Below are 24,272 nucleotides of genomic sequence, written 5' to 3'. Positions count from 1 at the left end.
TTTGGTAATATTAAAAAATTTTGTCTTTTAAAAATTCTAGTGCGCGTCAACCGTAATATCAACATCGCTTTCTCCTCCTACAGTTTGTCCTAATTGGTTGGACGCTGAAGGATAATTTTGGTTAACTGATGTAGGAGAATGAATTAATTTAATATTCATTTTACCAGTTGCCTGTGTAGAATTGATTTTCCATTCTGTTCTTAAACCTAACTTTTGACCGTCTGTTCTTACGATATCATTTGCAGCTCTGATCAAAGTGATGTCTGCATCTGCAGGATTAAATACAATAAAGTGATGATCTTTTTCTTCTTCAATCTCATCAGAAGAATGGTAATGGTCATCATGCTTGATCTGGAAATCGAGTACAGCAACGTAAGTATCACCCTGATGCAAGTGAAGATGTGCGTCCGCAACTCCGCCAATTACATTTACGGTTTGAATATCTGCTACATCAGCTTTATTGGTCAATGTTAAAACCACTTTACCAATTTCGTCATGCTCATGAATATCTTCCGGGATATCATCATCTCCGTTTCTACATGATAAGATAAAAACTGTCGCTAAAAGTAATAGTGTTATGTTGAATAATTTTTTCATTTTAAATTTAATTTTAAGTATTAATAATTAGAAATTGTATTTGAGAGTAATGATAAAGTTTCTACCGGATTCCGGCATAAAATATCTCAGTCTGTTAAGATATTCACGGTACTCTGTATTAAAAATGTTATTGATTCTGAAATTAAGATTCAGATTTTTAAATAGGTCTGCACCTACAGATGCATTGAATAATGTGTATGCTGAAGGAGGGGTACTTAGGTCAAGTTCTTCATTGAATGTCGTGCCATTTTCAATAAAATCAAGATTTTGATTTCTGATGGGGAAACGTTTCTGTCTGAAGACATTTTCGTTTTCCACAAGTACGTAGAAGTTTTTGGGTGTATTCAATTTAAACTCAACCGCATTTCGAAGATTGGCAGGCATCATTAAAATCAGAGGCTCGTCATGGGTAAGACCATCTCCTTTTAATGCACTGAAACTCGTATTCCATTTTAGATTATCAAGAATATTAAGTTCCGCATCGGCATCAATTCCGAAAATTCTGGCTTTAATCTGTTGATAGCTCCAAACCGGGAAAACACCTCTGTTTGAAGATTCTATACCCGTCGGCACCTGATTGATAAAGCTATCTGAAATCATATAATAAGGATTAACCTCAATATGTAGCCCCTTTAAAACATTGAATTTCCCAATCATCGAAAGGTTAGCATTATATACCGTTTCTTTCTGAATAGATAAATCTCCTTCCTCAATAATGGCAGCAGAATGATGAAGACCATCCGAGAAAAGTTCCGCCGGATTCGGGGTTCTGTCTGCTCTTGCAAAGTTTAATTTAAATTCAAAAGTAGTATTCGGCTTATAATTGAATCCCAAATTGGCAGAAAAATTATGATAATCTAAAATAGGACGTGTCAAAATTCTGCTGTCAGCTTCTCTTACAAAAAATTGAGGATAACGACTTGCAAATTTTTCATTCCAGTCTTTTGCATCATAATATTTGTACGCATCATATCTGCTGAAATCATATCTCGCCCCGGCTTCTGCATTTAGTTTTGAGCTAAATTTATATTTAAATACAGAAAAAGCTCCTGCATCATATCTATAATAATCAGGGATCAGACGTCTTGCTTTCGTAGAAGGGTTAGGATAGTTATCCTGAAAACCTGCCGAAAGGCCGCTTTCTAAGCTCCAGTTCCCTCTTTCTAAAAGATGAGTAAGGCTGGCAGAATGCGTAATCAATCTCAAATCCATCGATGGAAGTTCATTGAGCTCTCCTCTTCTGATATCAAATTCCTTACGACGATTTATTTGAAAACTATATTGAAAGCTGAGTTTTCCAAAGTTTTCAAAACGTTTATATGCAGACAGCTTTGCAATATGATGCTCAACTTCCTGCTTGGGGTTCACAATATCATAGCTGAAATTATCAAGGTAATAAGGCTGCCCAAATTTGATGGCATTTCTAAAATCTAAATTATTTCCTAAATGCGCACCTTTAAAAATACCAAATTCCTGATTAATTCCGCTGTAGGAAACATCAAAACCCTGCATAAAACCATGATTTCCAAAAGAGAAATTAAAAGAATTCACCTCAGCTCCGGTATTCTGCAGTGTGTGATGTGGAATATATAAATCTCCTAACTTCTTATAACTTCCGCCTGTTTTTACAAACCATTGGTTCTTCCATGTTTTAGCAACATTTGCTGCTATTTCACCACCCCTACCATTGGAAATACCCGAAAGTTTAATACTTCCCATGATGGTATCTCTTTTAGGCAAAACAGCAGGTTCCAAGACCACTGCTCCACCGACAGCATCGCCTCCATACTTCAATGCAGAAGCACCTTTAACAACATCGATATGCTCAAAATCATTCACATCGACATTGGGAGCATGCTCTACACCCCACTCCTGTTCCGCCATCTTCACGCCGTTGTTCACGATTGCAATACGGCTTCCATATAAACCGTGAATCACAGGTTTTGAGATATTGTTTCCTGTCTTAAGTGCCGTAACTCCCGATATTCTTGATAAAAGATTGCCCAGATTTTCAGTTGAATTTCTCTCAATATCAGAATGACTCAGCGTCTGCATAATCACGGAACCTTTCGTTTTGTGATTTCCATGAACAGTAACGGCTTCTATTTCGCCAATATGATGCTCTAGAGTAATGGCTAAGTGAACATCCTGCGTAACTCCTACATTTTCAGTATAATCATTACAATCAGGATGCTTTGCAATGAGTGTGTAATTCCCTAAAGGAATTTTATTAAATGAAAACTTTCCGCTTTTGTCTGTTTTAGCAGTGAAATCTCCCAGTTTAACCACAGCATTTTCGAGCATGGTTTTATCATGGAAATCCTGAACTGTCCCCTGAACAGTGAAAGTTTTCTGTGCGTTTGTAAACACCAATCCACAAAGGATCAGTAGTACACTATATATTATTTTCATTGTAAATAGCTTGATTGACTTTACATAATGCTGCGATTGGCAACCACTGTAAAGTTTTGTTTGTTTAAAAAAATTGATTGGATTTTCTTTAATATTAAAGTTCAAAGTATTCAATTTTGAATGCTCTGATTTTCAGAAAGTAATGAATTATCAGTTTCAATTTAAACCATTAAGATTTTTTATTAAGAAGTTTAGAAAAGTTAAGTTGAGCTTCGCTTTTTGAAGCCTACTTGGAAAAATCTATCTGATTTTTATTTTCATAACCTTAACTCCTTAATCTCCTAAATGGTTTAAAAACATCATGTTATTTTAATTAAAATACATCATGCATTTGAAAATCATTCAAATTCTAAAAAATTTAAACTAAAAAATCCGGTAAGTAAATCTGTAATTAAGAAATGATGGGTGGACCCCGAAGTTGAAAAGTGAATTTTGTCTGAGACCAAATTCTTTCCTGAACTGCAATAATTTGATCTACTTCATGCGTGTAGCCTTCGAAAGTAAAATTAAATTCTTCAGGAATTAAAGTATTTCCGGTTACCAAGAAATGACAAGCCAAACAGTCGCCGGCTTTTTCTTTGGCTTCGGATTTTGAAATACTATTTTCTGATTTTTTAAGATTAAAACCTATAAAAACATCAGAAGACTCATGACTGTGAAAGCTTGAAGAAAACAATGCAAAAAAGTAAATCCCAAACATCAGTTTTGAGATAAAGCTTTTTAATTGTCTGCTTTCCTTGAAAATCATTTGGCAAAAATAGGAATAATATTTTAAAGGATTTTAATTAAAGATTAAATTATGGTTATTTAATGATGATTTTTTATGAAGAGTGTCACTCCTACGGAGCTCACAAGCTTCAGAAACACAAAGTTCATATGCAGGCTAAACATTCACAAAAAAGGATGAGCTCAAAACCCATCCTTCATTTATATTTCGTTAAAAAATTAATCTAACTGTGTTCCCAAATGTTCCCATTCCTGCAATGCAAGATCGAGCTCTTCTTTGGTTTTATTGTACTTTTCTAAAGTTTCCTCAGAAGGATTTTCTTTTGTAAAAGATGCTTCAAAATTTTCGATTGCTGTTTCTAATTCAGAAATTTTCTCTTCTACTTTCTTCAGTTTATTCTGAATACTTTTTTGTTCTTTTGTTACGATGGTTGCTTGATTGACAACAGGTTTTTCTTCAACTTTCTTCGCCTCAACTTTTGGTTCATCAGTGTGAAGTTTTGCTTTCTCTGCAGAAATTTCTCTGATGCTTTCTTTCTGTCTGAAAACAAGATATTCGTTGATGTCACCAAGGAATTCTTTCATATGCCCGTCACGAAATTCGTAAATTTTATCACAAAGTCCTTGTAAAAATTCTCTATCGTGAGAAATTACGATTAACGTACCTTCAAATTTCTGTAAAGCCAACTTGATAATCTCCTTAGACTGAATATCCAGGTGATTGGTAGGCTCATCCATAATCAACGTGTTGAACGGACGAAGAAGCAATTTACAAAGCGCCAGACGGTTTCTTTCACCTCCGGAAAGTACTTTTGTCTTTTTATTCACCGCCTCACCCTGGAAAAGGAAAGAACCTAACAAATCTCTTACTCTAGGTCTTGTTTCTTCGGTTGCGGCATCTTCAGCTTCTTCCTGAACCGTTTTATTTGGAGTTAAAACTTCTTCCTGATTTTGGGCAAAGTACCCAATATTCACATTGTGGCCTAAGTTCCAGTTACCTGAATAATCTTTGATATCTCCTGAAAGAATTTTCGCCAAAGTTGTTTTCCCTTGCCCGTTTTGTCCAAGAAGTGCAATTCTGTCGCCACGCTGAACGATAAAGTCTACATCGTCAAAGATTTGTTTCTGTCCGTAAGCTTTACCAAGATTCTCAGCTTCGAAAATAACTTTCCCGGGAACCTGCGACTGTACGAAACGAATATTGAATTTAGAAACGTCTTCGTTATCTACTTCAATACGTTCTATTTTATCTAATTTTTTAATCAAAGACTGCGCAAAAGAAGCTTTAGTCGCACTCGCACGGAATTTATTAATATTATCTTCCATCTGCTTGATTTCCGAGTCCTGATTCTTTTTAGCCTGAATCAGTTTTTCGCGTCGGTCTTCACGCATCACCAAATATTTAGAATAATTGGCTTTATAATCGTCTACTTTTCTGTTGTTGACATCAAAAGTTCTGTTACAAACTGCTGTCATAAACTGTTTATCGTGACTTACCAGAAGAATTCCTCCCGGATAATCTTTCAAGAAGTTTTCTAGCCAAATGATTGACTCCATATCCAAGTGGTTGGTAGGCTCATCGAGAAGCATCAAATCATTTTTCTGAAGAAGCAATTTCGCCAATTCGATTCTCATTCTCCAACCTCCGGAAAATTCGTCAGTGATTTTTTGAAAATCATCCGCTTTAAATCCTAAACCGAATAGAACTTTTTCAATATCACCTTCCAGATTATAGGCATCGTGGTGCATCAAAAGATCATTCAGATCGGTCATTCTATTGATCAAATCGGTATAAGCATCACTTTCGTAATCGGTTCTTACGGTTAGTTGATGATTGATTTCCTCAAGTTCTTCTTTCCAAGCATTAATTTGCTCAAAAGCCTGCATGGTTTCGTTCCAAACGGTTCTGCCTTTTACAAAATCAAGATCCTGTTTCAGGAATCCTATGGTAATATTTCCTTCAGGAACGATATTCCCTTCATAGAAAGTAATTTCGCCGGAAAGCATTTTTAGAAGCGTAGATTTTCCTGCTCCATTTTTACCAACCAAACCAATTTTATCATCCTTTTTAATGGTGAAATTCACGTTTTGAAACAAGTAGTTTCCCGAATGATGTAAGCCTAAACCTTGAACCGAAAGCATCTTTATGAGTAATTAATGATGAATAATGTGTACTGAATATTTTTCGGGTGCAAAAATACGCAAAATAAAGGACTTTAAATTTAATAATTCCTTACCGTGATATGAAAACAGCTTTGCTGGCGTTCTTTGATGTAATAAATCCGTCCAGCATTGGCATAATATTTTAAAACTTTTTCTAGTGCAACTTCCAATTTGGGGTTTGTTTTAAGCTTATTATTAAATCTCACATAAGAAATATCGAAAGAATTACCATAATTATGCGAACTTATTCCCAACGATGCGTTTGCATTAACTTTTCTTAATCTGCACTGATCTTCCAATGTTCTGGTAATCGATGAAACGGTAAACGTATGCCCTTTGGTTTCTTTACTGAATCTTGAACCTATTTTTTCTAAAGTAGTTTTTGCTTTTGAAACTAAATATGCTCTGCTGTAATCTAACTTTTGAACCTTATACCCTTTTCCTGATTTTTTAACCGTGTGAAATTTTCCCTTATTGATATACTTCTGAACTTGCGAGGTATTTTTAAGAATATTGACATTAAAGCTTCGTGAAGCATCTAAATGTGGTTTGTACAAAGGAGTCGGTTCCACTTTTAAAACCTCAGTAAAATCATAGCACGGAACCGTTTTTTTTGATGCCTGACTATAAACAAGCTGATGAAATGCCAATGGAATGATGTACAGAAATTTCCTCATACAGACTATTTTGAAGATTTAAACGCAAAAATTACAGATTTTGTTGTTGCCAAAGATATTAATTTAATGAAAAGACATAATATTTTATGAATATAAAAACCATCATAATTAAAGTTAATTAGATATATTAAACATAAACAATATTAAAAATTTATAACATAATATTTATTTTATTTCCATTAATTTTGAATAATTAATTTTTGTACATTCGCTCTACAATTTAAAATACATAAAAAGATGATTTCAAAAACTTCAAAATTCGTTGCCGAGATGCTTGGCACAATGGTACTTGTTCTCATGGGCTGCGGAAGCGCAGTGATTGCAGGCGCAGACGGCACTACAGGTGTAGGACTTCTGGGAATTTCTTTCGCATTTGGTCTTAGTGTTGTTGCTATGGCCTACGCAATCGGTCACATTTCGGGCTGCCACATCAACCCTGCAATTTCTATTGCGATGGTTGCGGCGGGAAGAATGAAAATGGACGAAGCGATACGGTACATTATTGCCCAGATCATCGGTGCAATTATTGGTGCAGGAATTCTTTACGTGATTTTCACCAACCATCCGGGTGCAGAAATGAAAGAATGGGCTCTAGGCTCGAACGGCTGGGGAACGGGATATCTTGATGCTTACAATACAACGGCAGCTTTTGTAGCTGAATTTGTATTTACATTTATTTTCCTGATGGTAATTTTAGGATCAACTTCCACAAAAAACATCAACGGTGGTTTTGCAGGTTTGGCGATTGGATTTTCTTTGGTTTTGATTCACATTGTTGGAATCAAAATAACCGGAGTTTCCGTAAACCCAGCAAGAAGTATTGGTCCGGCAATTTTCGCAGGTGGTGCAGCACTTTCGCAACTTTGGTTATTTGTTGTTGCTCCGGTTTTAGGAGGCATTGCAGCAGCTTTTACTTACAATTTATTGATGGAAAGACCTGAACAAGCGAAATAATTTAAATTATATATCAAAATGAAATCCTGTCTTTCGGCAGGATTTTTCTATTTTAATTTCTTTATTTCAACAGGATTTTTAAAGATCAATTCTTCATATTTTCCTTTGATTTCTAATTTTCGTTGAAGTAAATTTAAAGCCATTTTTCGGATGAAAAGATCTTTATCGTTTAGCTTCCAGTAAGAATCTTCGTGTACTTTTTTGGGTGTTCGGATGAGATAGAATTCCGTATTCCAATTATCTGCGTTGTGGTAGAATTCAATAATTCCGCAGTGTTCGGGAATTTGAGAATGTTCAATCATTCCCATTGGAAGTAAAAAGCTGAACGAATTGCAAACGTAATCTCCACAACAGATTTTGTCATGTTTTAAAAATTTTTCGCCAGTTTTAGTATTGATGTAAGACTTTTTGAAATCATTTTTAAAATCACTTTTTGAAAGTTTAATTTCAATTTCGTGACTGAAACCTTCAGAATCGATAATCAGCATATCCGCTTCCCAATCTGAATGGAAATGATTGCTCAGTACAATTTCCTTTTCAAAATCGCAATTCACATGAATGTAAGCGTGAACTAACTCTTCTATTTTAAGCACGTTTTAAGTTTTTTTATTTAAACGCAAAGTCCGCAAAGATTTCCTCTTATTATTGAGCATATTTTTCGTTCGCTAAGGCGTTCCACTCAGCTAAGACCGCAACTATTTCAGCTAACTCACCAATAAGCTGCAACCACGAATATCCGAATGATCAATTCTTCCCAAAACCTGAAATTTCTTTTCATCCTCGGTTAACAATTTACCCAAATCCTGCGTGGCAATGAAAGAGCAGGAATGAATATTTGCCAAGTCGATGATATTGATTGCCCCAGTTTTCCCCGCAGTTTCATAACTGAAAGGATCTTCTACATTTCTGACCAAAACACGCATCCAGTTTGGACATTCGTAGATGTTTTCACCTAAAGAATACGCTTGTGAAAGCAGTTCGGTCATTGAATATTCTGAATAAATTCTCTCGGTTTTAAAGCCATTCTGAAGAATTTTCAACAATTCATCTTTGGTCATTTCTTCTTTACGCCCTTTCATTCCGCCGGTTTCTATTACCACTAAATTCTTTAAAGAATTTAGAGATTCTTCACTTCGTTCAGAATGACAATAATCGATAAAATCAAGAAGCGCAAAAGAGACTCCGAAAAGAATGACTTTTTTGTCTTTTAATTCATTTAAAAGTTTGAATAAATCTTCGTGATTATAGAGAAAATATCCGTTTTCAGGCTTGTCTGATTTTTTCATCAAATAATCGACCATGTAAATCAGTGATGAATTTTGTTTTTCTAAATAACTTGGTAGCAATCCTAAAAATATAAAATCTTCAGGCTTTCCAATAAACTGCTCAAAACTTTTGTAGATGCTTTCCTGATAAATATTTTCGTCTGCGATGAAATGTTTAGACAAATTCATCTGCGTCGTTCCAGAACTTTGAAAATACAAATCAGTGGAAATATTTTCGTCTAAGATCTGATGATTTTTAAACATTTCAATGGGCAAAAATGGAATTTTATCTATCGTTCTCACCTCATCAATATTAATATTTAAAAAATCAACAAATTTTCTGTAGACCTCAATATTTCTGTATTGATACCGAAAAGTAGTCAGTGCCACATCCAGAAATTCTTGTTCGGTCTTTATGTCAAATATACTTTTCAATTTAATTTTAAATGATTTTTAAGCCTTATTGATTCGTTTTGAATCATTTAGGGAATTTGACTTTAATTTTAAGTATAATTAATATTAAAAAATAAAATTTGGTCAGGTTATTGCAATTCAATCTGCGGAATATGGATTAGATATAACAGCCGTAGAAACTGTTATTCAGGAATTACCTCTTCGGAGGTAATTTTTTTTATTTCTGCTCAAAAGTTTTCAATTCAAAATCATGTTGAAAAACTCCGTAGGTGAAATAAGAAATCCAGTCTCCAAGATTGATGTATTTTGAATTTTGATTTAAATCTAAAACCATCGGCAAATGACGGTGACCATAAATAAAGTAATCAATCTTTTCAGTTTTCAATTTCTCTTTCGAGTAAATAATCAAAAACTCTTTATCTTCTCCCAAAAAAGCTTTGTCTTCATCTCCGGAAATCATTTTGTTTTTTTGAGACATGTACAATGCAATCTTCATCGCAATATCGGGATGTAACCATTTGAAAAACCACTGTGCTACGGGATTTGTAAAGACTTTTTTCATTCTTTTGTACCCTTTATCACCTGGTCCCAAACCATCTCCGTGAGCTAACAGAAACTGTTTTCCTGCGATTTCAAAATATTGCTTTTTATAAAAAACAGTGCATCCTATCTCTTCTTCCAGATAATCTTTCATCCAGAGATCATGATTTCCCACAAAAAAATAAACGTGAATTCCCCTGTCTTTCAGTTCCGCAATTTTTCCGAGAACACGCACATATCCTTTCGGGATTACATGTTTCCATTCGTGCCAAAAATCAAACAAATCACCCATTAAAAACAAAACCTGAGCATCTTCTTTGATCTCATTCATCCAACGGATAAATTTTTCTTCCCGAATTTTGCTCTGTTTCGGATCTGGAGCACCAAAATGCTGATCTGATGCAAAATACACCTTCTTTCCCGGCTCTAAATTGATGGTTGTCTTTAGCACTTTTCTATATTAAATTCAGAAAAAATTATTGATTATCTTCCGCAAACCATTCTCCGTAAGAATTTTCTGTCTCGTGAAGCTTCAAGTAAGCTAAAGAAACATCTGAGGGAAGTTTTGATTTGATTTTTGCAGCAATCGCATACAACATATTTTCACAAGTAGGCTGGAAGTTGCAGTAAATCACTTTCTGACCTTTATTTTCTAATTCCTCACCCATTTCTCTGTGCGGAGAAACCCCGTTAATCAAAACCGAATGATCCCAAACATCAACAATTTCAGCTTTTACAATAGCTTTAATATCTCCGAAATCTACCACCATTCCGTTTTTAGGATTTTCCAGATCATTGATTGGTTTTCCCTTTACAGTAACGAAAAGTTTGTAAGAATGTCCGTGCATATTTTTACATTTCCCATCATAATTGTACAACACATGAGCAGTCTCGAATGTAAAAATTTTTGTAATACGTATCATGATGCAAAGATAACGATTTTCTGCTCTTTTACTTTGAAGTAGTGACCAGAATTCTTTCATAAAAAAAACCTTCCCAAAAGCTGAGAAGGTCTAACAATATATTTAACAAAAAAAATTAATGGAACTGCGCCGTTTCGGTAGAATCTTTCATCGCAACCGTTGCAGAAGAACCGCTGGTCACAACATTCTGAATCTCATCAAAATAACCCGTTCCTACAAAAGACTGATGTTTCACCGCTCTGAAACCCTTATTCTGTAAAGCAAATTCACGTTCCTGCAATTCAGAATATCCAGCCATTCCTCTTTCTTTATACGCCAAAGCCAATTCAAACATCGCCGTATTCAACGCATGGAAACCTGCTAAAGTAATAAACTGGAATTTGTATCCCATTTTCGCCAATTCTTCTCTGAAATTCAGCATTTCATCAACCGAAAGCTTTGCTGCCCAATTGAAAGATGGTGAACAATTGTAAGCCAACATTTTACCCGGAAATTTAGCATGAATTCCTTCTGCAAATTTTCTTGCGTAATCTAAATCAGGATTAGAAGTTTCCATCCAAATTAAATCCGCATACGGAGCATAAGATAAACCTCTGTCAATTCCCTGTTCTACTCCATTTTTCACTACATAAAATCCTTCTGAAGTTCTTTCTCCTGTTACAAATTTCCTGTCTCTCTCGTCAATATCAGAAGTCAGAAGATCTGCTGCATCCGCATCTGTTCTTGCAACAATCACACTCGGAACACCTGCAACATCAGAAGCCAAACGTGCTGCAATCAACTTATTGATCGCTTCCTGAGTCGGAACCAAAACTTTCCCGCCTAAATGACCACATTTTTTAGCAGAAGACAACTGATCTTCAAAATGTACTGCTGCGGCTCCAGCCTCGATCATTTGTTTCATCAGTTCATAAGCATTAAGATTTCCACCAAAACCAGCTTCAGCATCAGCAATAATCGGAACTAAATATTTTTTTTCTCCGCCACCATTTACTGACTGAATTTGATCTGCTCTTAACAAAGCATTATTTATTTTTTTTACCACAGAAGGCACTGAGTTCGCAGGATATAACGATTGGTCTGGATACATTTCACCAGATAAATTTGCGTCTGCAGCAACCTGCCAACCTGAAAGATAGATTGCTTCCAGCCCTGCATCAACTTCTTGTACAGCCTGATTTCCCGTCAAAGCTCCCAATCCGGCAACAAAATCCTGATTATTTAATTGTTCCCAAAACCTCTTTGACATTTCTGTTGCGATTGTATAATCTAATTTATAAGAACCTCGCAGCTTTAACACATCTTCTGCTGTGTAGGGTCTTTTCACTCCGTTCCAGCGAGGATTGGTCAACCAGCCCTGCTCTAAATTCTGGATTTGTTCTTGTCTTGTTTTCATAATATTTGGATTTTAAATTATTAGATTGAGTTTTGATATTCGTCAGTTTGAGTGAAATTCTGAAAGAATTTTGTATCGAAAACTTGTAGAACTTTAATAACTTCTCGATACGATTTTTTCAAAATCTACTCGAAGTGACGAAACCTATATTTTTAAATTAAATAAATGGATAAGCTTTCAATGTTAGAAATTCTTCGAATTCTTCACAGAAAATCAATTCATTAAAAAGTTCTTTAGCTAAATTGAATTTCCCGTTTCTAAAACGCTCTTGACCAACATATTTTTCAATACGCTCCAATTCTTCAAATTCCCACTGAAGAATCATCTCTCTTGTCAACACTCGATCATCATTTAAAACAGCATCATTTTTCAGCCATTGCCAGATTTGAGTTCTTGAAATTTCTGCAGTTGCAGCATCTTCCATCAAATTATAAATTGCTGCAGCTCCGGTTCCCATTAACCAACTTTCGATATATAAAATTCCGACATTGATGTTTTTCCGAACTCCATTTTCTGTAATTTCACCCTTTGGAATTTCCAACAAGTCATTTTCCGTAATTTGATAATCAAATTTTTTATCAATCTGATTTTTCGAAGGCATGTATTGATCGAAAATATCCTTTGCTACAGAAACTAATGCAGGATGAGCTACCCAAGTTCCGTCGTGACCATTTTTCACTTCCCGTTCTTTGTCATTTCTCACTTTTCCGAAAGCCTGACTATTCGCTTCATAATCATTTTTAATTGGAATTTGCGCCGCCATTCCGCCAATCGCGTGAACATTTCTTTTGTGGCAAATTTCAATCACTCTTTTAGAATAAGCACTCATAAAATGGGAAGTCATCGTCACCTGATCTCTGTCCGGAACGAGAAAATGGGGAAGATTTCTGAATTTTTTAATGAAAGAAAAAATATAATCCCAACGTCCACAATTTAAACCTGAACTATGTTCTTTTAATTCAAATAATATTTCATCAATCTGAAAAGAAGCGGTGATTGTCTCCACCAAAACCGTTGCTTTGATCGTGCTTTTTGGAATTTCCAAATAATTTTGGGCAAAAACAAAAACTTCATTCCACCAACGTGCTTCTTTGTAATGCTCTAATTTTGGAAGATAAAAATATGGTGCACTTCCATTTTCCAATAATTGCTTTGCATTTCTGAAAAAATAAATTCCAAAATCGATTAATGATGCAGAAGCTTGTTCGCCGTTGATTTCAATATGCTTTTCGTTTAAATGTAAACCTCTTGGACGAACAAGAAGAACGGCTGTTTTTTCATTTAACTCATATGATTTTCCTTGCTCATTTGTGAAGTCAATTTTTCGATTGATTGCGTCAGAAAGATTGATTTGCCCTTCCATACAATTATTCCAAGTGGGAGAATTGCTGTCTTCAAAATCTGCCATAAAAGTTGAAGCACCTGAGTTCAAAGCATTAATAATCATTTTTCTATCAACCGGACCAGTAATTTCAACTCTACGATCCAGTAAATCTGCCGGAAGCGGAGAACATACCCAATCTGCGTTTCTCATTTCTTCAGTTTCAGATAAAAATTTTGGGAGAATTCCTTTGTCAAATTCCTGCTGAGTTTGTTTTCTTTCCTCTAAAAGCCGTAATCGTTTTGGATTAAATTCTTGATGAAGCTCTACCAAGAAATCCACCAATTCCGAGGTGAACAATTCTTCAAATTGATTTTCCGCATTTATTTTTAATTGAGTCTTAGTTTCCATAACCTATTGATTTTATGATTTGACATTACAAACATAAATAAAAATACCTAATATTTAGCGAACGTTCGCTAAATATTTTAAAAAATTATTATGCGAATAATCGCTTTCATTTCTTTATATTTGATCTATGAATTCGGATAGTGACTTTATCAAAACGGTTTTTGGGCTAAAACTGAAACAGCAACGACAAAAGAAAAATTGGTCTTTACAAGATCTTGCGGTGAAAACAGGTTTGTCTAAATCTTATCTTAACGAAATCGAAAACGGAAAAAAATATCCCAAACACGACAAAATCATTCAGCTTTCTGAAGCTCTCAACTGTACTTTTGACGATTTGGTTTCAACAAAATTGGATAAAAGTTTAGCTCCTTTCAATGAAATTTTACAATCCGATTTTTTTAAAGAAGTCCCCTTAGATCTTTTCGGAATTAATAAAAATAATCTAATCAGCATTATCAGCGATGCGCCCAAAAAAGTAACCGCTTTTATTAATGCATTGATAGAAATTTCGCAGAATTATAATTTAGGAAAAGAAAGATTTTACTTTGCTGTTCTACGGTCTTTTCAGGAATTATATGACAATTATTTTCCTGACATTGAAGAAAAAGTGATTCAGTTTGCTAATGAAAATCAATTAGAGATCAGCAAAAATTTAAAGTCTGAAATTTTGGAAACGATTTTAATTGAAAAGTTTAATTATGCAATTCAAACAGAAAATTTTGAAACATATGGAACTTTAGATCATCTCCGTTCGTTATTTATTCCAGAGAAAAAATTATTATTACTTAATAATAAACTTGAGAAAGATCAGAAAACTTTCATTCTGGCGAAGGAGATTGGGTTTAATGTTTTGGAGCTCAAAAACCGCCCCAATACTTATTCATGGATTGATTTCGGAAGTTTTGAAGAAATACTGAATAACTTCTACGCTTCTTATTTTGCAGGAGCATTATTGATTTCAAAAGGACAAATCATTGAAAACACTTCTAATTTTTTTTCACAAAACAATTGGGAACCAACAAGTTTTGAAAACCTCATCGAAAATTTCACCAATTCTCCCGAAACTTTCTATTATCGACTGACCAATATTCTCTCATCCGAATTGGGAATCAGAGATTTGTTTTATTTATGTTTAGTTAAAAAGAAAAATTCAGATAAAATCCAGATTTTAAAAGAGTTACACCTCAACCACCAACAAGCTCCGCACGCAAATGCTACCAATGAACATTATTGCCGAAGATGGATTGCCGTGAAAAATCTCGATCATTTAAAGGAAAATGAAACTTTAACCGATGCGCAAATTTCGCACTATAAAGATCAAGGAATAAGTTATCTGGTCATTTCAACTTCACAAAAAAACCCTTTTTCAGATGGAAGCAACCGAAGTTATTGTTTGGGAATTTTACTGAATACGCAAACGATCAAAAAAATCAATTTTATAAAATCTTCCACTTTGAAAACCATCAATGTTGGTGTAACCTGCGAATCGTGCAGTATTGCAGACTGTGAGGTGAGACAAGCTCCGCCAATCCGTCTTGAGAAGGAGTATTTTAATTTAAGCATGAAAAATTCGGTTGAGAAAATCAGAAAGAGTATTTTGTGATAATACTTAATTTTTTAAAAAAAAACAAATCTATAAGCATCGAACTTCTTTAGAAATTAATTATTTTAGTTTCAGAAAACACACAAATGATTTTAGATTTATTTTTCCCAAACCGCTGCATTCATTGCAACCGAATCATCGATGGTAACTTACTTGTTTGCAATATCTGTTTTGAGCAGATTCACTTTACTCATTTTGATTATTTATCTGAAAACAGCTTAAAAGAAAAATGCAAATTGTTATTTCCGACTGAGAATGCATACGCTTTGATGCAGTTTGAACAGGAAAACTTAAGCCGGAAAATCATTCACCAATTAAAGTACAGAAGTCGAGAAAAAACCGGAAAAACTGTTGCAGATTGGGTGACAGAAAGATTAGATTTTAAAAGCGAAAAGCCGGATTTGTTGATAAGTGTTCCACTCCATCCGAAGAAAGAAAAGGAAAGAGGCTACAATCAATTACATTTGTTCACCAAAACACTTTCTGATTTTTATGGAATTCCATTTGAGCATCATTTACTGAAGAGAAATCATTACTCAAAAGCTCAAGCGTTGAAAGATAAAAAACACCGTTTGGAAACTCAAAATACCTTCTCATTAACGAAAAAAATTTCTAACCAACATGTTTTACTGATTGACGATGTTTTCACGACCGGAAATACTTTAGCTACGATTGCGTGGGAAATTCTGAAAGAAGGAAATAACAAAGTGAGTACTCTGGTAATGGCGATGGATGAATAGCTTAGATTAAAATATTTTTGCTAATTTTCCACAAACTAATTATATGAGGAACCTTATTTATTACATGGTGCATTGGGTCACAGTGATCTATTCAATCCTTATTTAAATGCGCTTTCAGAATCTTTCAATGTTTATACCCCATTGTTTTCGGGACACGGAAACACAGAACTTCCGACGAACGGAATTACGATTGAAAAATACATTAAAGAATTAAGTGAATTTATTGAAGAGAAAAATCTGGAAGATGTTTGTATTTTCGGGCACAGCATGGGTGGCTACGTAGCACTTTGCTATGCTTTAGAAAATCCTGAAAAAGTAAATTCAGTCATGACATTAGGAACCAAGTTTGACTGGACAGAAGAACAGGCATTGAAAGAAAGTAAAATGCTGAATCCTGATATTATTATAGAAAAAATTCCCAAATATGCCGAACTATTAGAATCTCAGCATGGTTCAAAATGGAAAAAATTACTTCCTGCGATTGCCGAAATGATGATTTCTTTGGGTAAAAATCCACCGCTACATGATGAAGTTTTAAAGAATATCGAAATTCCGGTTCAGATTATGGTCGGAGATCAGGACAATATGGTTACGATTGAGGAAAGCACTGCAGTTTGCAGAAAACTTACAAAAGGAAAATTGGCCGTACTTCCCGACACAAAACATCCGCTAGAAAAAGTACGAGCAGATCTACTTCTCAATCTGATGCAAGATTTGTGGAGTCTGCCTTAATTATCTCTGCAGTTTTTCACCATAGCTCAAATCTCCCGCGTCGCCCAGGCCTGGAGTAATATACCCCTTCGTCGTTAAATTTTCATCAATAGCACCAACCCATATTTTCGCTTGTGGATAAGCTTTTTCAATAGTTTCGACACCTTGTTTTGATGCAATGGCTGCAACGATGTGTAGTTGAGAAGGCGTTCCGTTGGTTAGTAAATCTTTGATGGCTTCAATTAAAGATGCGCCAGTTGCCAACATAGGATCTGCTACAATTAATGGTCTTCCGTCGATATTCGGGCAGGTTAAATAATCTTGCTTTATGGAGAAATAATCATTTGCGTCATGCTTTCTGTAAGCTGCTACAAAACCACAGTCAGCTCTGTCGAAATAATTTAAAATCCCTTCAAACAAAGGAACTCCAGCCCTTAAAATGGTTGTAATCACTGGCTGAACGGCAATTTCATGAACTTTTATTTTATCTAAAGGGGTCTGAATTTCAATTTCTTTTGTTTCTAAATCTTTAGAGATTTCAAAAGCGGCAATTTCTCCGATACGCTCCATATTTCTACGGAATCTCATTCGGTCATGCTGAATTTCTACGTTTCGAAGCTCGTTAATCCATGAATTAACTAAAGAAAATGTTTTAGAAAGTTCTACCGTCATAATTTGATTATTCTGAAAACAAAACTATGAAATTTAAAATAAAATCCCTCTCAGAAAATTACTGAAAGGGATTATTTTTATGATTTTAAATCGAAATGAATACGATTATTTTTGTCTGAAATAAACTTCAATCGGAACTCCGGTAAACCCAAATTCTTTTCTAAGCTGATTTTCTGTAAATCGTTTGTACGCTTCTTTCACATACTGCGGTAAATTACAGAAGAAAACAAATTGTGGCGACGGTGTCGGCAACTGTACACAATATTTGATTTTAATATATTTTCCTTTGTTTGCTGGCGGCGGAGTACGTTCGAAAATAGGAAGCATTACTTCATTCAATTTTGAAGTTTTGATTTTCTTCTTACGGTCTTCATACACAACCATTGCCATTTCAACAGCTTTAAGGATTCTCTGTTTCGTTAAAGCTGAAACAAAAAGAATTGGAATATCGCTAAACTGACCGATTTTATCTTTGATAGATTGTTCAAAATCTCTAACGGTATTTGTTGTTTTGTCTTCAATCAAATCCCATTTATTAACAACGATTACGATTCCTTTTCTGTTTTTCTGAGCCAAACCGAAAATATTCATATCCTGAGATTCCCAACCTAAAGTTGCATCAACCATGATGATCACAACATCAGAAAATTCGATTGAACGAATAGATCTCATTACAGAATAAAATTCTAAGTCCTCATTTACTTTAGACTTACGACGCATTCCGGCAGTATCTACCAATACAAACTCGTGTCCGAATTTATTATAAAGGGTCTGAATACTGTCTCTTGTAGTTCCAGCAACATCAGTTACAATGTTTCTTTCAGCATCAAGCAAAGCATTCGTTAAAGTAGATTTCCCTACGTTTGGACGACCTGCAATGGTGATTTTTGGAAGACCTTCGAATGGATCTTTGTAATCAGTTGTCGGAAAATCATTAATTACAGCATCAAGAATCTCTCCTGTTCCGGAACCTGTAGCTGAAGACAACGTGTAATATTTTTCAATTCCTAACTGGTAAAATTCTGTAGCTGCCAATTCTTCTTTTGAAGAGTCAACTTTATTAATTACGTGGTAAACCGGCTTTTTTGATCTTCTCAACATCTCATGAATCTCATAGTCGGTATCTGTAAGACCTTCTTCTACGTTCATCATAAAAATAATTGACGTCGCTTCATCAATTGCCAGCTGAACCTGTTTTGAAATTTCTTCCTGGAAAACGTCTTCGCTGTTTACTTCATAACCACCTGTATCGATTACAGTAAAGTCTACACCACTCCAGTCAGATTTTCCGTAATGACGGTCTCTGGTAACTCCGGAAGTAGAATCTACGATAGCTTCTCTTCTTTCAAGCAAACGATTAAAAAGTGTGGATTTTCCTACGTTGGGACGTCCAACGATTGCAACAATATTTGACATAAAAAATGTTTAATAACCCTTGAGATGTACTCAGGATCAGATTATCAATGGGTTACTCCAACTATTGGAGCCCAATTTTTTTGCAAAGATAGGGTTTTAAAATTTAACCTTAATCATTGATTTATTCTAAACAGCTAGTCCACAAATAAATAGTCGATATTTTTTTCTAAATTTAAACTTTAGGCACGAGATGTGATTTAATTAACCGTCTTTTAAAATTTCGCTTTATGAAGAAAATACTTATTATTTTTTTGGTTGCTTTTGTTATCATTCAGTTTTTTCCGATTGACAAAACAAATCCGCCCGTTAATGAAGGAATGGATTTTTTGAAAATTAAAAACACTCCTGAAAATGTCGCTAAGATTATCAGAAGTTCTTGCTATGATTGTCATTCAAACGAAACAAAATATCCTTGGTATTCTAGCATTGCGCCTTCCTCTTGGTTCTTAAAAAACCATATTAATGAAGGCAGAAAACATTTAAACTTCTCTATTTTTGCAACTTACGAACCGAAAAGACAGATTCATAAAATGGAAGAATGCATTGAGATGATTGAAAAGAAAGAAATGCCATTAGAATCTTATTACGTCGGTCATCAGGATGCTAAGCTGACTGATCAACAAAGAAAAGAACTCGTTATCTATTTAAAAAAACAAATAGAAGACACGCAGATAAAAATGCAATAAAACAAAAAATCATGGAGGAAAAATGGAAGGATAAACATATTGTGTTTTTTGACGGCGAGTGCGGCGTCTGTAATTTTTGGGTACAATGGATTTTAGAAAGAGACAAAAATGACCAATTTATGTTTGCTTCACTGCAGTCTGAATTCGGACAAAAATTTCTTTCAGAAAGAGGTCTTGAGACCAAACAATTCAACACCATGTATTTGTGGAAGCCTAATTCTTATTATTTAATTAAATCTCACGCAGTTTTAAAAATCGCAGATTTATTAGGCGGAATTTACAAACTGTCTGTGATGGGAAAAATCTTCCCTTCATTCTTAAGAGACAAGATTTATGATAAAATTTCGGAGAACAGGATGAAAATTGCGAATCAGAAATGTTATTTACCAACTCCTCATCAAAGAAAGAAATTTATCGAAATTTGATTGGTTTAAATTTTGGCATCTGATAAAATAGCGGAAAACTTTAATTTTTTATTAAATTATAACAAACATTTAAGTTTTTCTGACTGATTTTTTTATTAATCCATATATTTGCATATTATGGAATATAACACCCAAAGAACTCAGCTTAATATGCCGGAATACGGCAGAATCATACAACAGTTGGTTGAGCGTTGCAAAGAGCTTTCTACAAAGGAAGAAAGAAACGAAATGGCAATGGCAATCATTGATTTTATGGGTCAAAGAAACCCACAACTACGAGACGAAGACAATTACAAACATAAACTTTGGGATCATCTGTATATTTTGGCTAAACATGATCTTGACATCGATCCTGTTTACCCTTTCCCAACCAAAGAAGAACTTGAGGAGAAGCCTAAAAGAATGGAATATCCAAAACTTCAGGGTGATTTTAAATTTTACGGAAAAAGTATTCTTCAATTAATAGAAAAAGCAATCGAACTTGAACCAGGAGACGAAAAAGAAGCTCTGATCGAAGTGATTGCTAACAATATGAAGAAGTCTTACAATGTTTATAATAAAGAACATGTGACTGATGATGTGATTTTCCGTCATCTGAAAGAATTATCATCTAACCGACTTGATTTAACCAATATTGAATCTCTTGAAAAAAGTAAGATCTATTACGCAACCGCAAACCGTAACAATCTGAACAAGAATAACAATAACCGGAATCAAAGCAATACTAACAACAATATTAACAAAAGAAGATTCACAAATAACAACAATAATAAGAATAGAAGATAATGAGTGGGACATTTCAAATAAGAGGAGGAAAAAGACTGCAAGGTGAAATTACTCCACAAGGGGCAAAAAATGAAGCTCTCCAAATCTTATGTGCGGTTTTGTTAACAGATGAGGAAGTAAGAATTAAAAACATTCCGGATATCCATGATGTCAACAGATTGATTGAGATTTTAGGAGATTTCGGAGTAAAAGTGACCAAAAATGGTCATGGCGATTTTACTTTCAAGGCGGACAGCGTCAATTTTGATTACATCAAATCTGACGAATTCAAAAAAGACGGCGCAAAACTAAGAGGTTCAATTATGCTGATGGGTCCAATGTTAGCTCGTTACGGTGAAGCCTACATGCCGACTCCGGGTGGTGACAAAATCGGTAGAAGAAGATTGGATACTCATTTCCAGGGATTGGTAGAATTGGGTGCCGAATTTCATTATGATGAGAACGAATATTTCTATTCATTAAAAGCTAAAGAACTTAACGGAAAATTCATCCTTCTTGAAGAAGCTTCCGTAACGGGAACTGCTAATATTGTGATGGCAGCAGCTTTAGCAAAAGGAAAAACAAGAATCTACAACGCGGCATGCGAACCTTACCTGCAACAGCTTTGCAAAATGCTGAACAGAATGGGTGCCAATATTTCAGGAATCGGTTCAAATTTATTAACGATTGAAGGCGTTATAAGTTTGAACGGAACAGAACACACAATGCTTCCGGACATGGTAGAAATCGGTTCATGGATTGGTCTTGCAGCCATGACAAAATCTGAAATCACCATCAAAAACGTTAACTGGAACCAGCTTGGCGTAATCCCGAATACATTCAGAAAACTGGGAATCGAGCTTGAGCAGAGTGGTGATGACATTTACATCCCATCTCAGGAGCATTATAAAATTCAGAAATTTATCGACGGATCTATCCTTACGATTTCAGATGCACCTTGGCCAGGATTTACTCCGGATCTACTTTCCATCATTTTGGTAGTGGCTACACAGGCAAAAGGAAGTATTTTGGTACATCAGAAAATGTTTGAATCGAGACTATTTTTCGTTGATAAACTGATTGACATGGGAGCACAAATTATCTTGTGCGATCCACACAGAGCAACAGTAATCGGTTTGAATCAAGAATCACCACTTCGTGGAACAACGATGGTTTCTCCCGATATCAGAGCCGGAAATGCACTTTTGATTGCTGCCCTTTCTGCTGAAGGAAAATCAATCATTCACAATATCGAGCAAATTGACCGTGGATATGAAAATATTGATGGAAGATTGAAAGCGATTGGAGCAGATATTGAGAGGATATAAAATTAAGGTTGAGACTAAGGAAGCTTAATTTAATTATAGATAAAAAAGCGTTCGGAATTAATTTTCTGAACGCTTTTATTTTGTTAAATAAATTTAAGCCGTTGATGTTTTTGATAATTTCTGTAAAACAAATTACCAGCCGCCACCTCCGCCGCCACCTCCGCCGCCACCAGATGATCCTCCACCAGACGAACCGCTAGAGCTGGAACCTCCTGAATAGGATGAACTGCTTGAAGATCGTGATGAGGAGGAAGATGATGATGAAAAGCTGCTTACAGGAGCAACGGTTGTTCCTTTCAATGTTGTGGTAAATGAATTGGCAAAACCATAACTGAAATGATTTTGAATTTCTCTGTAAGGTTCGGCTGCGTCGATTGTTTCTTGCATTTTATCTCTGAATCTTTTACCCCAAATTCCTTCAACCCCGAAAACAATGGCGTAAGGAAGAAATTTCTCATACACATCGGAAGTCATTTCAGGAGGATTATGAAACTTTAATTGGTTTTCTTCAGCTGCACTGAGGTACATTTTAAAACCTTCAATTTCAGATTTCATTTTTACCTTTTCAACACTTGGCTTATTAATAAAATACCTGAATACAAATAGAGAAATAATTGCGAAGATTAAAAATTTAAAACAATTAGATTCAAATGAAGAAATATCGTCAGAACCTACAAATGCTAAAAAAAACATAGGCATCATAATTGTTGATGCAAAAAACAAGACCACCAATACTACAATTTTGTTTTTATCACTCCAGATAGCTATTAAAATTGCCGCAAAAATACCTCCAAAGATTCCTATCGCAATGCCAATCCCAAGGACTGTAAATTCTTGAGTCACTAAAGAATTAATAATAAGGGCAAGAAAAAAACTCGCAAGAATAATTTTTAAAGCTTTGTAAATAAGTTTATGATTAGATGTTTTCTCAACAAAAATCTTATTCTCTTTAGTGATCAATTTTTCAAAATCTTCAACCGCATTTTTAATTTTAGAACTATATATTCCGTTTACAGAAATTTTCTTTTCTTTTCCAAACATCTTTTTCAAAAGCAGTTTTTGATCACCTTGCAAATTGTAATCGCTTGCTTCTACTTTTTTTAATGTAAATATTTTAGACAGATAAGTTTCCTTAACATCTTTCACCTCATCAATATCAACAAAACCTTTTACAGAAAGATCGACGAGATTTGCGGTAACCAAATTAGCATCAAATTTACCTTTATCAATATAACCCAAAGATGCAGGCGAAAGATCATTTGGCGCATTGAATTGCGGAATCACAACTGGTTTTTCAGGATCTTTCCCGTATTTTTTCCAATTGTTATAGTAGAAAAACAAAAGATAAATTCCGATAAAAAACAGAGGCAAACTTTGCCAGTTTCTGTCAATCCATTTAAAGAAACCAGATGGCTCTTTTAAAACTCCGGCTTTAAAACCTACGGCAACGGTAAGGTTTTCATGTTCCTTTAAATCATTAGCCTTAAAAACAATCTGTGTTGAAGATAATTTTCCGCTGGTACAGTTTTTATCCGTGCTTCCATGAACACCTGTATAACAAGAATTTTGAAGAATATCTGCGTTCTTTGGCAGATGAATTGTGGCAATAATTTCTTCTACCGGAAAAGACCAATCTGTACCGTTTACATTCCAGTAAAACTCGTCATACCCTTTGAAATGACCAATCTGATCCTGCGTTCTATAAACAATTTTGTAGGTGTAAAAACCCTCACTCAGCTGGTAATCTTTATCGCCAATATAAATATTAAAAACACCATTTTGCCTTTCGATATGATAAGGCTCTTTTATACCATCTTTTTCTACAGAAATTATTTTGTAAGTAATCTTTTCCTTTCCTCCATTGATATTTCTAATAGTTGGTAATGCACGGAAAATCCCCCGCCTGATTTCATAACCACGAGCATACACTTTGATGGTTTCTGTAACGGTAACATCAGCGTTTTCTGCAATCTTGATGTCAGAATGAAAAGAAACAATTCTTTCTCTCTGGACATTAGTTTCCTCGGCATATTCTAATGCGTCAACTGGCAATTCAACGATGTTTTCCTGCGCAAAAGCAAGAAAACAAAAGAAGAAAATAATGATCTGAATAATTTTTTTCATATC

General features: G+C 34.8%; 22 protein-coding genes. 8 read left to right on the top strand and 14 right to left on the bottom strand.

All coding sequences use genetic code 11. The annotated features are described in order from the left end of the window. Nucleotides 1-36: 36 nt before the first annotated feature. The 5 genes from MQX03_RS19175 to MQX03_RS19155 form a co-directional block, all read right to left on the bottom strand. Nucleotides 37-597 carry a hypothetical protein gene (locus MQX03_RS19175; RefSeq protein WP_242805083.1) on the bottom strand — a complete coding sequence of 187 codons (561 nt, stop codon included), beginning with the start codon at nucleotides 595-597 and terminating at the stop codon, nucleotides 37-39. Between the two features lie 27 nt (nucleotides 598-624). Continuing rightward, the gene (locus MQX03_RS19170) at nucleotides 625-3,009 is read right to left on the bottom strand and encodes a TonB-dependent receptor (RefSeq protein WP_242805080.1); all 2,385 of its coding nucleotides are present in this window, start codon (nucleotides 3,007-3,009) and stop codon (nucleotides 625-627) included. A gap of 391 nt (nucleotides 3,010-3,400) precedes the next feature. After that, nucleotides 3,401-3,757, bottom strand: coding sequence for a hypothetical protein (locus tag MQX03_RS19165; protein ID WP_242805078.1), 357 nt, complete (start codon nucleotides 3,755-3,757; stop codon nucleotides 3,401-3,403). Between the two features lie 197 nt (nucleotides 3,758-3,954). After that, the gene (locus MQX03_RS19160; RefSeq protein WP_242805076.1) at nucleotides 3,955-5,877 is read right to left on the bottom strand and encodes an ABC-F family ATP-binding cassette domain-containing protein; all 1,923 of its coding nucleotides are present in this window, start codon (nucleotides 5,875-5,877) and stop codon (nucleotides 3,955-3,957) included. 80 nt (nucleotides 5,878-5,957) lie between these two features. Then, nucleotides 5,958-6,575 carry a DUF5715 family protein gene (locus tag MQX03_RS19155; RefSeq protein ID WP_242805073.1) on the bottom strand — a complete coding sequence of 206 codons (618 nt, stop codon included), beginning with the start codon at nucleotides 6,573-6,575 and terminating at the stop codon, nucleotides 5,958-5,960. 237 nt (nucleotides 6,576-6,812) lie between these two features. On the opposite strand from MQX03_RS19155, the gene aqpZ reads away from it, so the two are divergent. Further along, on the top strand, nucleotides 6,813-7,529 hold the full coding sequence (aqpZ, locus tag MQX03_RS19150) for an aquaporin Z (RefSeq protein WP_242805072.1): 717 nt from the start codon (nucleotides 6,813-6,815) through the stop codon (nucleotides 7,527-7,529). Between the two features lie 47 nt (nucleotides 7,530-7,576). Here aqpZ and MQX03_RS19145 read toward each other — a convergent pair whose 3' ends face one another. The 6 genes from MQX03_RS19145 to aceB all read right to left on the bottom strand — a co-directional run bounded on the left by MQX03_RS19145 (nucleotide 7,577) and on the right by aceB (nucleotide 13,799). Then, nucleotides 7,577-8,122, bottom strand: a complete 546-nt coding sequence (locus tag MQX03_RS19145; protein ID WP_242805070.1) for a hypothetical protein — start codon at nucleotides 8,120-8,122, stop codon at nucleotides 7,577-7,579. 111 nt (nucleotides 8,123-8,233) lie between these two features. Beyond that, the gene (locus tag MQX03_RS19140) at nucleotides 8,234-9,229 is read right to left on the bottom strand and encodes a LuxE/PaaK family acyltransferase (protein ID WP_242805067.1); all 996 of its coding nucleotides are present in this window, start codon (nucleotides 9,227-9,229) and stop codon (nucleotides 8,234-8,236) included. Nucleotides 9,230-9,425: 196 nt separating this feature from the next. Then, nucleotides 9,426-10,199 (bottom strand): UDP-2,3-diacylglucosamine diphosphatase, encoded by a 774-nt coding sequence (locus MQX03_RS19135; protein WP_242805065.1) that lies wholly within the window; start codon nucleotides 10,197-10,199, stop codon nucleotides 9,426-9,428. Nucleotides 10,200-10,224: 25 nt separating this feature from the next. Continuing rightward, on the bottom strand, nucleotides 10,225-10,671 hold the full coding sequence (locus tag MQX03_RS19130) for a 6-pyruvoyl trahydropterin synthase family protein (protein ID WP_242805063.1): 447 nt from the start codon (nucleotides 10,669-10,671) through the stop codon (nucleotides 10,225-10,227). Between the two features lie 115 nt (nucleotides 10,672-10,786). Continuing rightward, nucleotides 10,787-12,067, bottom strand: coding sequence for an isocitrate lyase (aceA, locus tag MQX03_RS19125; protein WP_242805060.1), 1,281 nt, complete (start codon nucleotides 12,065-12,067; stop codon nucleotides 10,787-10,789). Nucleotides 12,068-12,224: 157 nt separating this feature from the next. Further along, the gene (gene aceB, locus MQX03_RS19120; RefSeq protein WP_242805058.1) at nucleotides 12,225-13,799 is read right to left on the bottom strand and encodes a malate synthase A; all 1,575 of its coding nucleotides are present in this window, start codon (nucleotides 13,797-13,799) and stop codon (nucleotides 12,225-12,227) included. A 127-nt stretch (nucleotides 13,800-13,926) separates the two neighbouring features. On the opposite strand from aceB, the gene MQX03_RS19115 reads away from it, so the two are divergent. The 3 genes from MQX03_RS19115 to MQX03_RS19105 all read left to right on the top strand — a co-directional run bounded on the left by MQX03_RS19115 (nucleotide 13,927) and on the right by MQX03_RS19105 (nucleotide 16,874). Further along, the gene (locus MQX03_RS19115; protein ID WP_242805056.1) at nucleotides 13,927-15,402 is read left to right on the top strand and encodes a helix-turn-helix domain-containing protein; all 1,476 of its coding nucleotides are present in this window, start codon (nucleotides 13,927-13,929) and stop codon (nucleotides 15,400-15,402) included. Between the two features lie 86 nt (nucleotides 15,403-15,488). Continuing rightward, nucleotides 15,489-16,142, top strand: coding sequence for a ComF family protein (locus tag MQX03_RS19110; RefSeq protein WP_242805054.1), 654 nt, complete (start codon nucleotides 15,489-15,491; stop codon nucleotides 16,140-16,142). Between the two features lie 72 nt (nucleotides 16,143-16,214). Next, the gene (locus tag MQX03_RS19105; protein ID WP_242805052.1) at nucleotides 16,215-16,874 is read left to right on the top strand and encodes an alpha/beta fold hydrolase; all 660 of its coding nucleotides are present in this window, start codon (nucleotides 16,215-16,217) and stop codon (nucleotides 16,872-16,874) included. On the opposite strand, the gene upp is transcribed toward MQX03_RS19105, so the two are convergent. Further along, a complete protein-coding gene (gene upp / locus MQX03_RS19100; protein WP_242805050.1) occupies nucleotides 16,875-17,525 on the bottom strand; it encodes a uracil phosphoribosyltransferase in 651 nt (216 codons plus the stop codon). A 105-nt stretch (nucleotides 17,526-17,630) separates the two neighbouring features. Next, nucleotides 17,631-18,941 carry a ribosome biogenesis GTPase Der gene (der, locus tag MQX03_RS19095; RefSeq protein WP_242805048.1) on the bottom strand — a complete coding sequence of 437 codons (1,311 nt, stop codon included), beginning with the start codon at nucleotides 18,939-18,941 and terminating at the stop codon, nucleotides 17,631-17,633. A gap of 227 nt (nucleotides 18,942-19,168) precedes the next feature. Here der and MQX03_RS19090 point away from each other — a divergent pair, with 227 nt between their 5' ends. The 4 genes from MQX03_RS19090 to murA all read left to right on the top strand — a co-directional run bounded on the left by MQX03_RS19090 (nucleotide 19,169) and on the right by murA (nucleotide 22,145). Next, on the top strand, nucleotides 19,169-19,627 hold the full coding sequence (locus tag MQX03_RS19090) for a heme-binding domain-containing protein (RefSeq protein ID WP_242805046.1): 459 nt from the start codon (nucleotides 19,169-19,171) through the stop codon (nucleotides 19,625-19,627). A gap of 11 nt (nucleotides 19,628-19,638) precedes the next feature. Further along, the gene (locus MQX03_RS19085; RefSeq protein ID WP_242805045.1) at nucleotides 19,639-20,052 is read left to right on the top strand and encodes a thiol-disulfide oxidoreductase DCC family protein; all 414 of its coding nucleotides are present in this window, start codon (nucleotides 19,639-19,641) and stop codon (nucleotides 20,050-20,052) included. Between the two features lie 117 nt (nucleotides 20,053-20,169). Then, nucleotides 20,170-20,838 (top strand): DUF4290 domain-containing protein, encoded by a 669-nt coding sequence (locus MQX03_RS19080; protein WP_129536110.1) that lies wholly within the window; start codon nucleotides 20,170-20,172, stop codon nucleotides 20,836-20,838. After that, nucleotides 20,838-22,145 (top strand): UDP-N-acetylglucosamine 1-carboxyvinyltransferase, encoded by a 1,308-nt coding sequence (murA, locus tag MQX03_RS19075; protein WP_242805042.1) that lies wholly within the window; start codon nucleotides 20,838-20,840, stop codon nucleotides 22,143-22,145. Before MQX03_RS19080 ends, murA begins: the two co-directional genes overlap by 1 nt. Nucleotides 22,146-22,277: 132 nt before the next feature. On the opposite strand, the gene MQX03_RS19070 is transcribed toward murA, so the two are convergent. Beyond that, the gene (locus MQX03_RS19070; RefSeq protein WP_242805040.1) at nucleotides 22,278-24,269 is read right to left on the bottom strand and encodes a DUF2207 domain-containing protein; all 1,992 of its coding nucleotides are present in this window, start codon (nucleotides 24,267-24,269) and stop codon (nucleotides 22,278-22,280) included. Nucleotides 24,270-24,272: the final 3 nt, after the last annotated feature.

The organism is Chryseobacterium aahli (assembly GCF_022699665.1).
Classification (GTDB): domain Bacteria; phylum Bacteroidota; class Bacteroidia; order Flavobacteriales; family Weeksellaceae; genus Chryseobacterium; species Chryseobacterium aahli.
The sequence above is the reverse complement of the archived record's forward strand: the minus strand, read 5'-3'. Positions and strand labels throughout refer to the sequence as shown.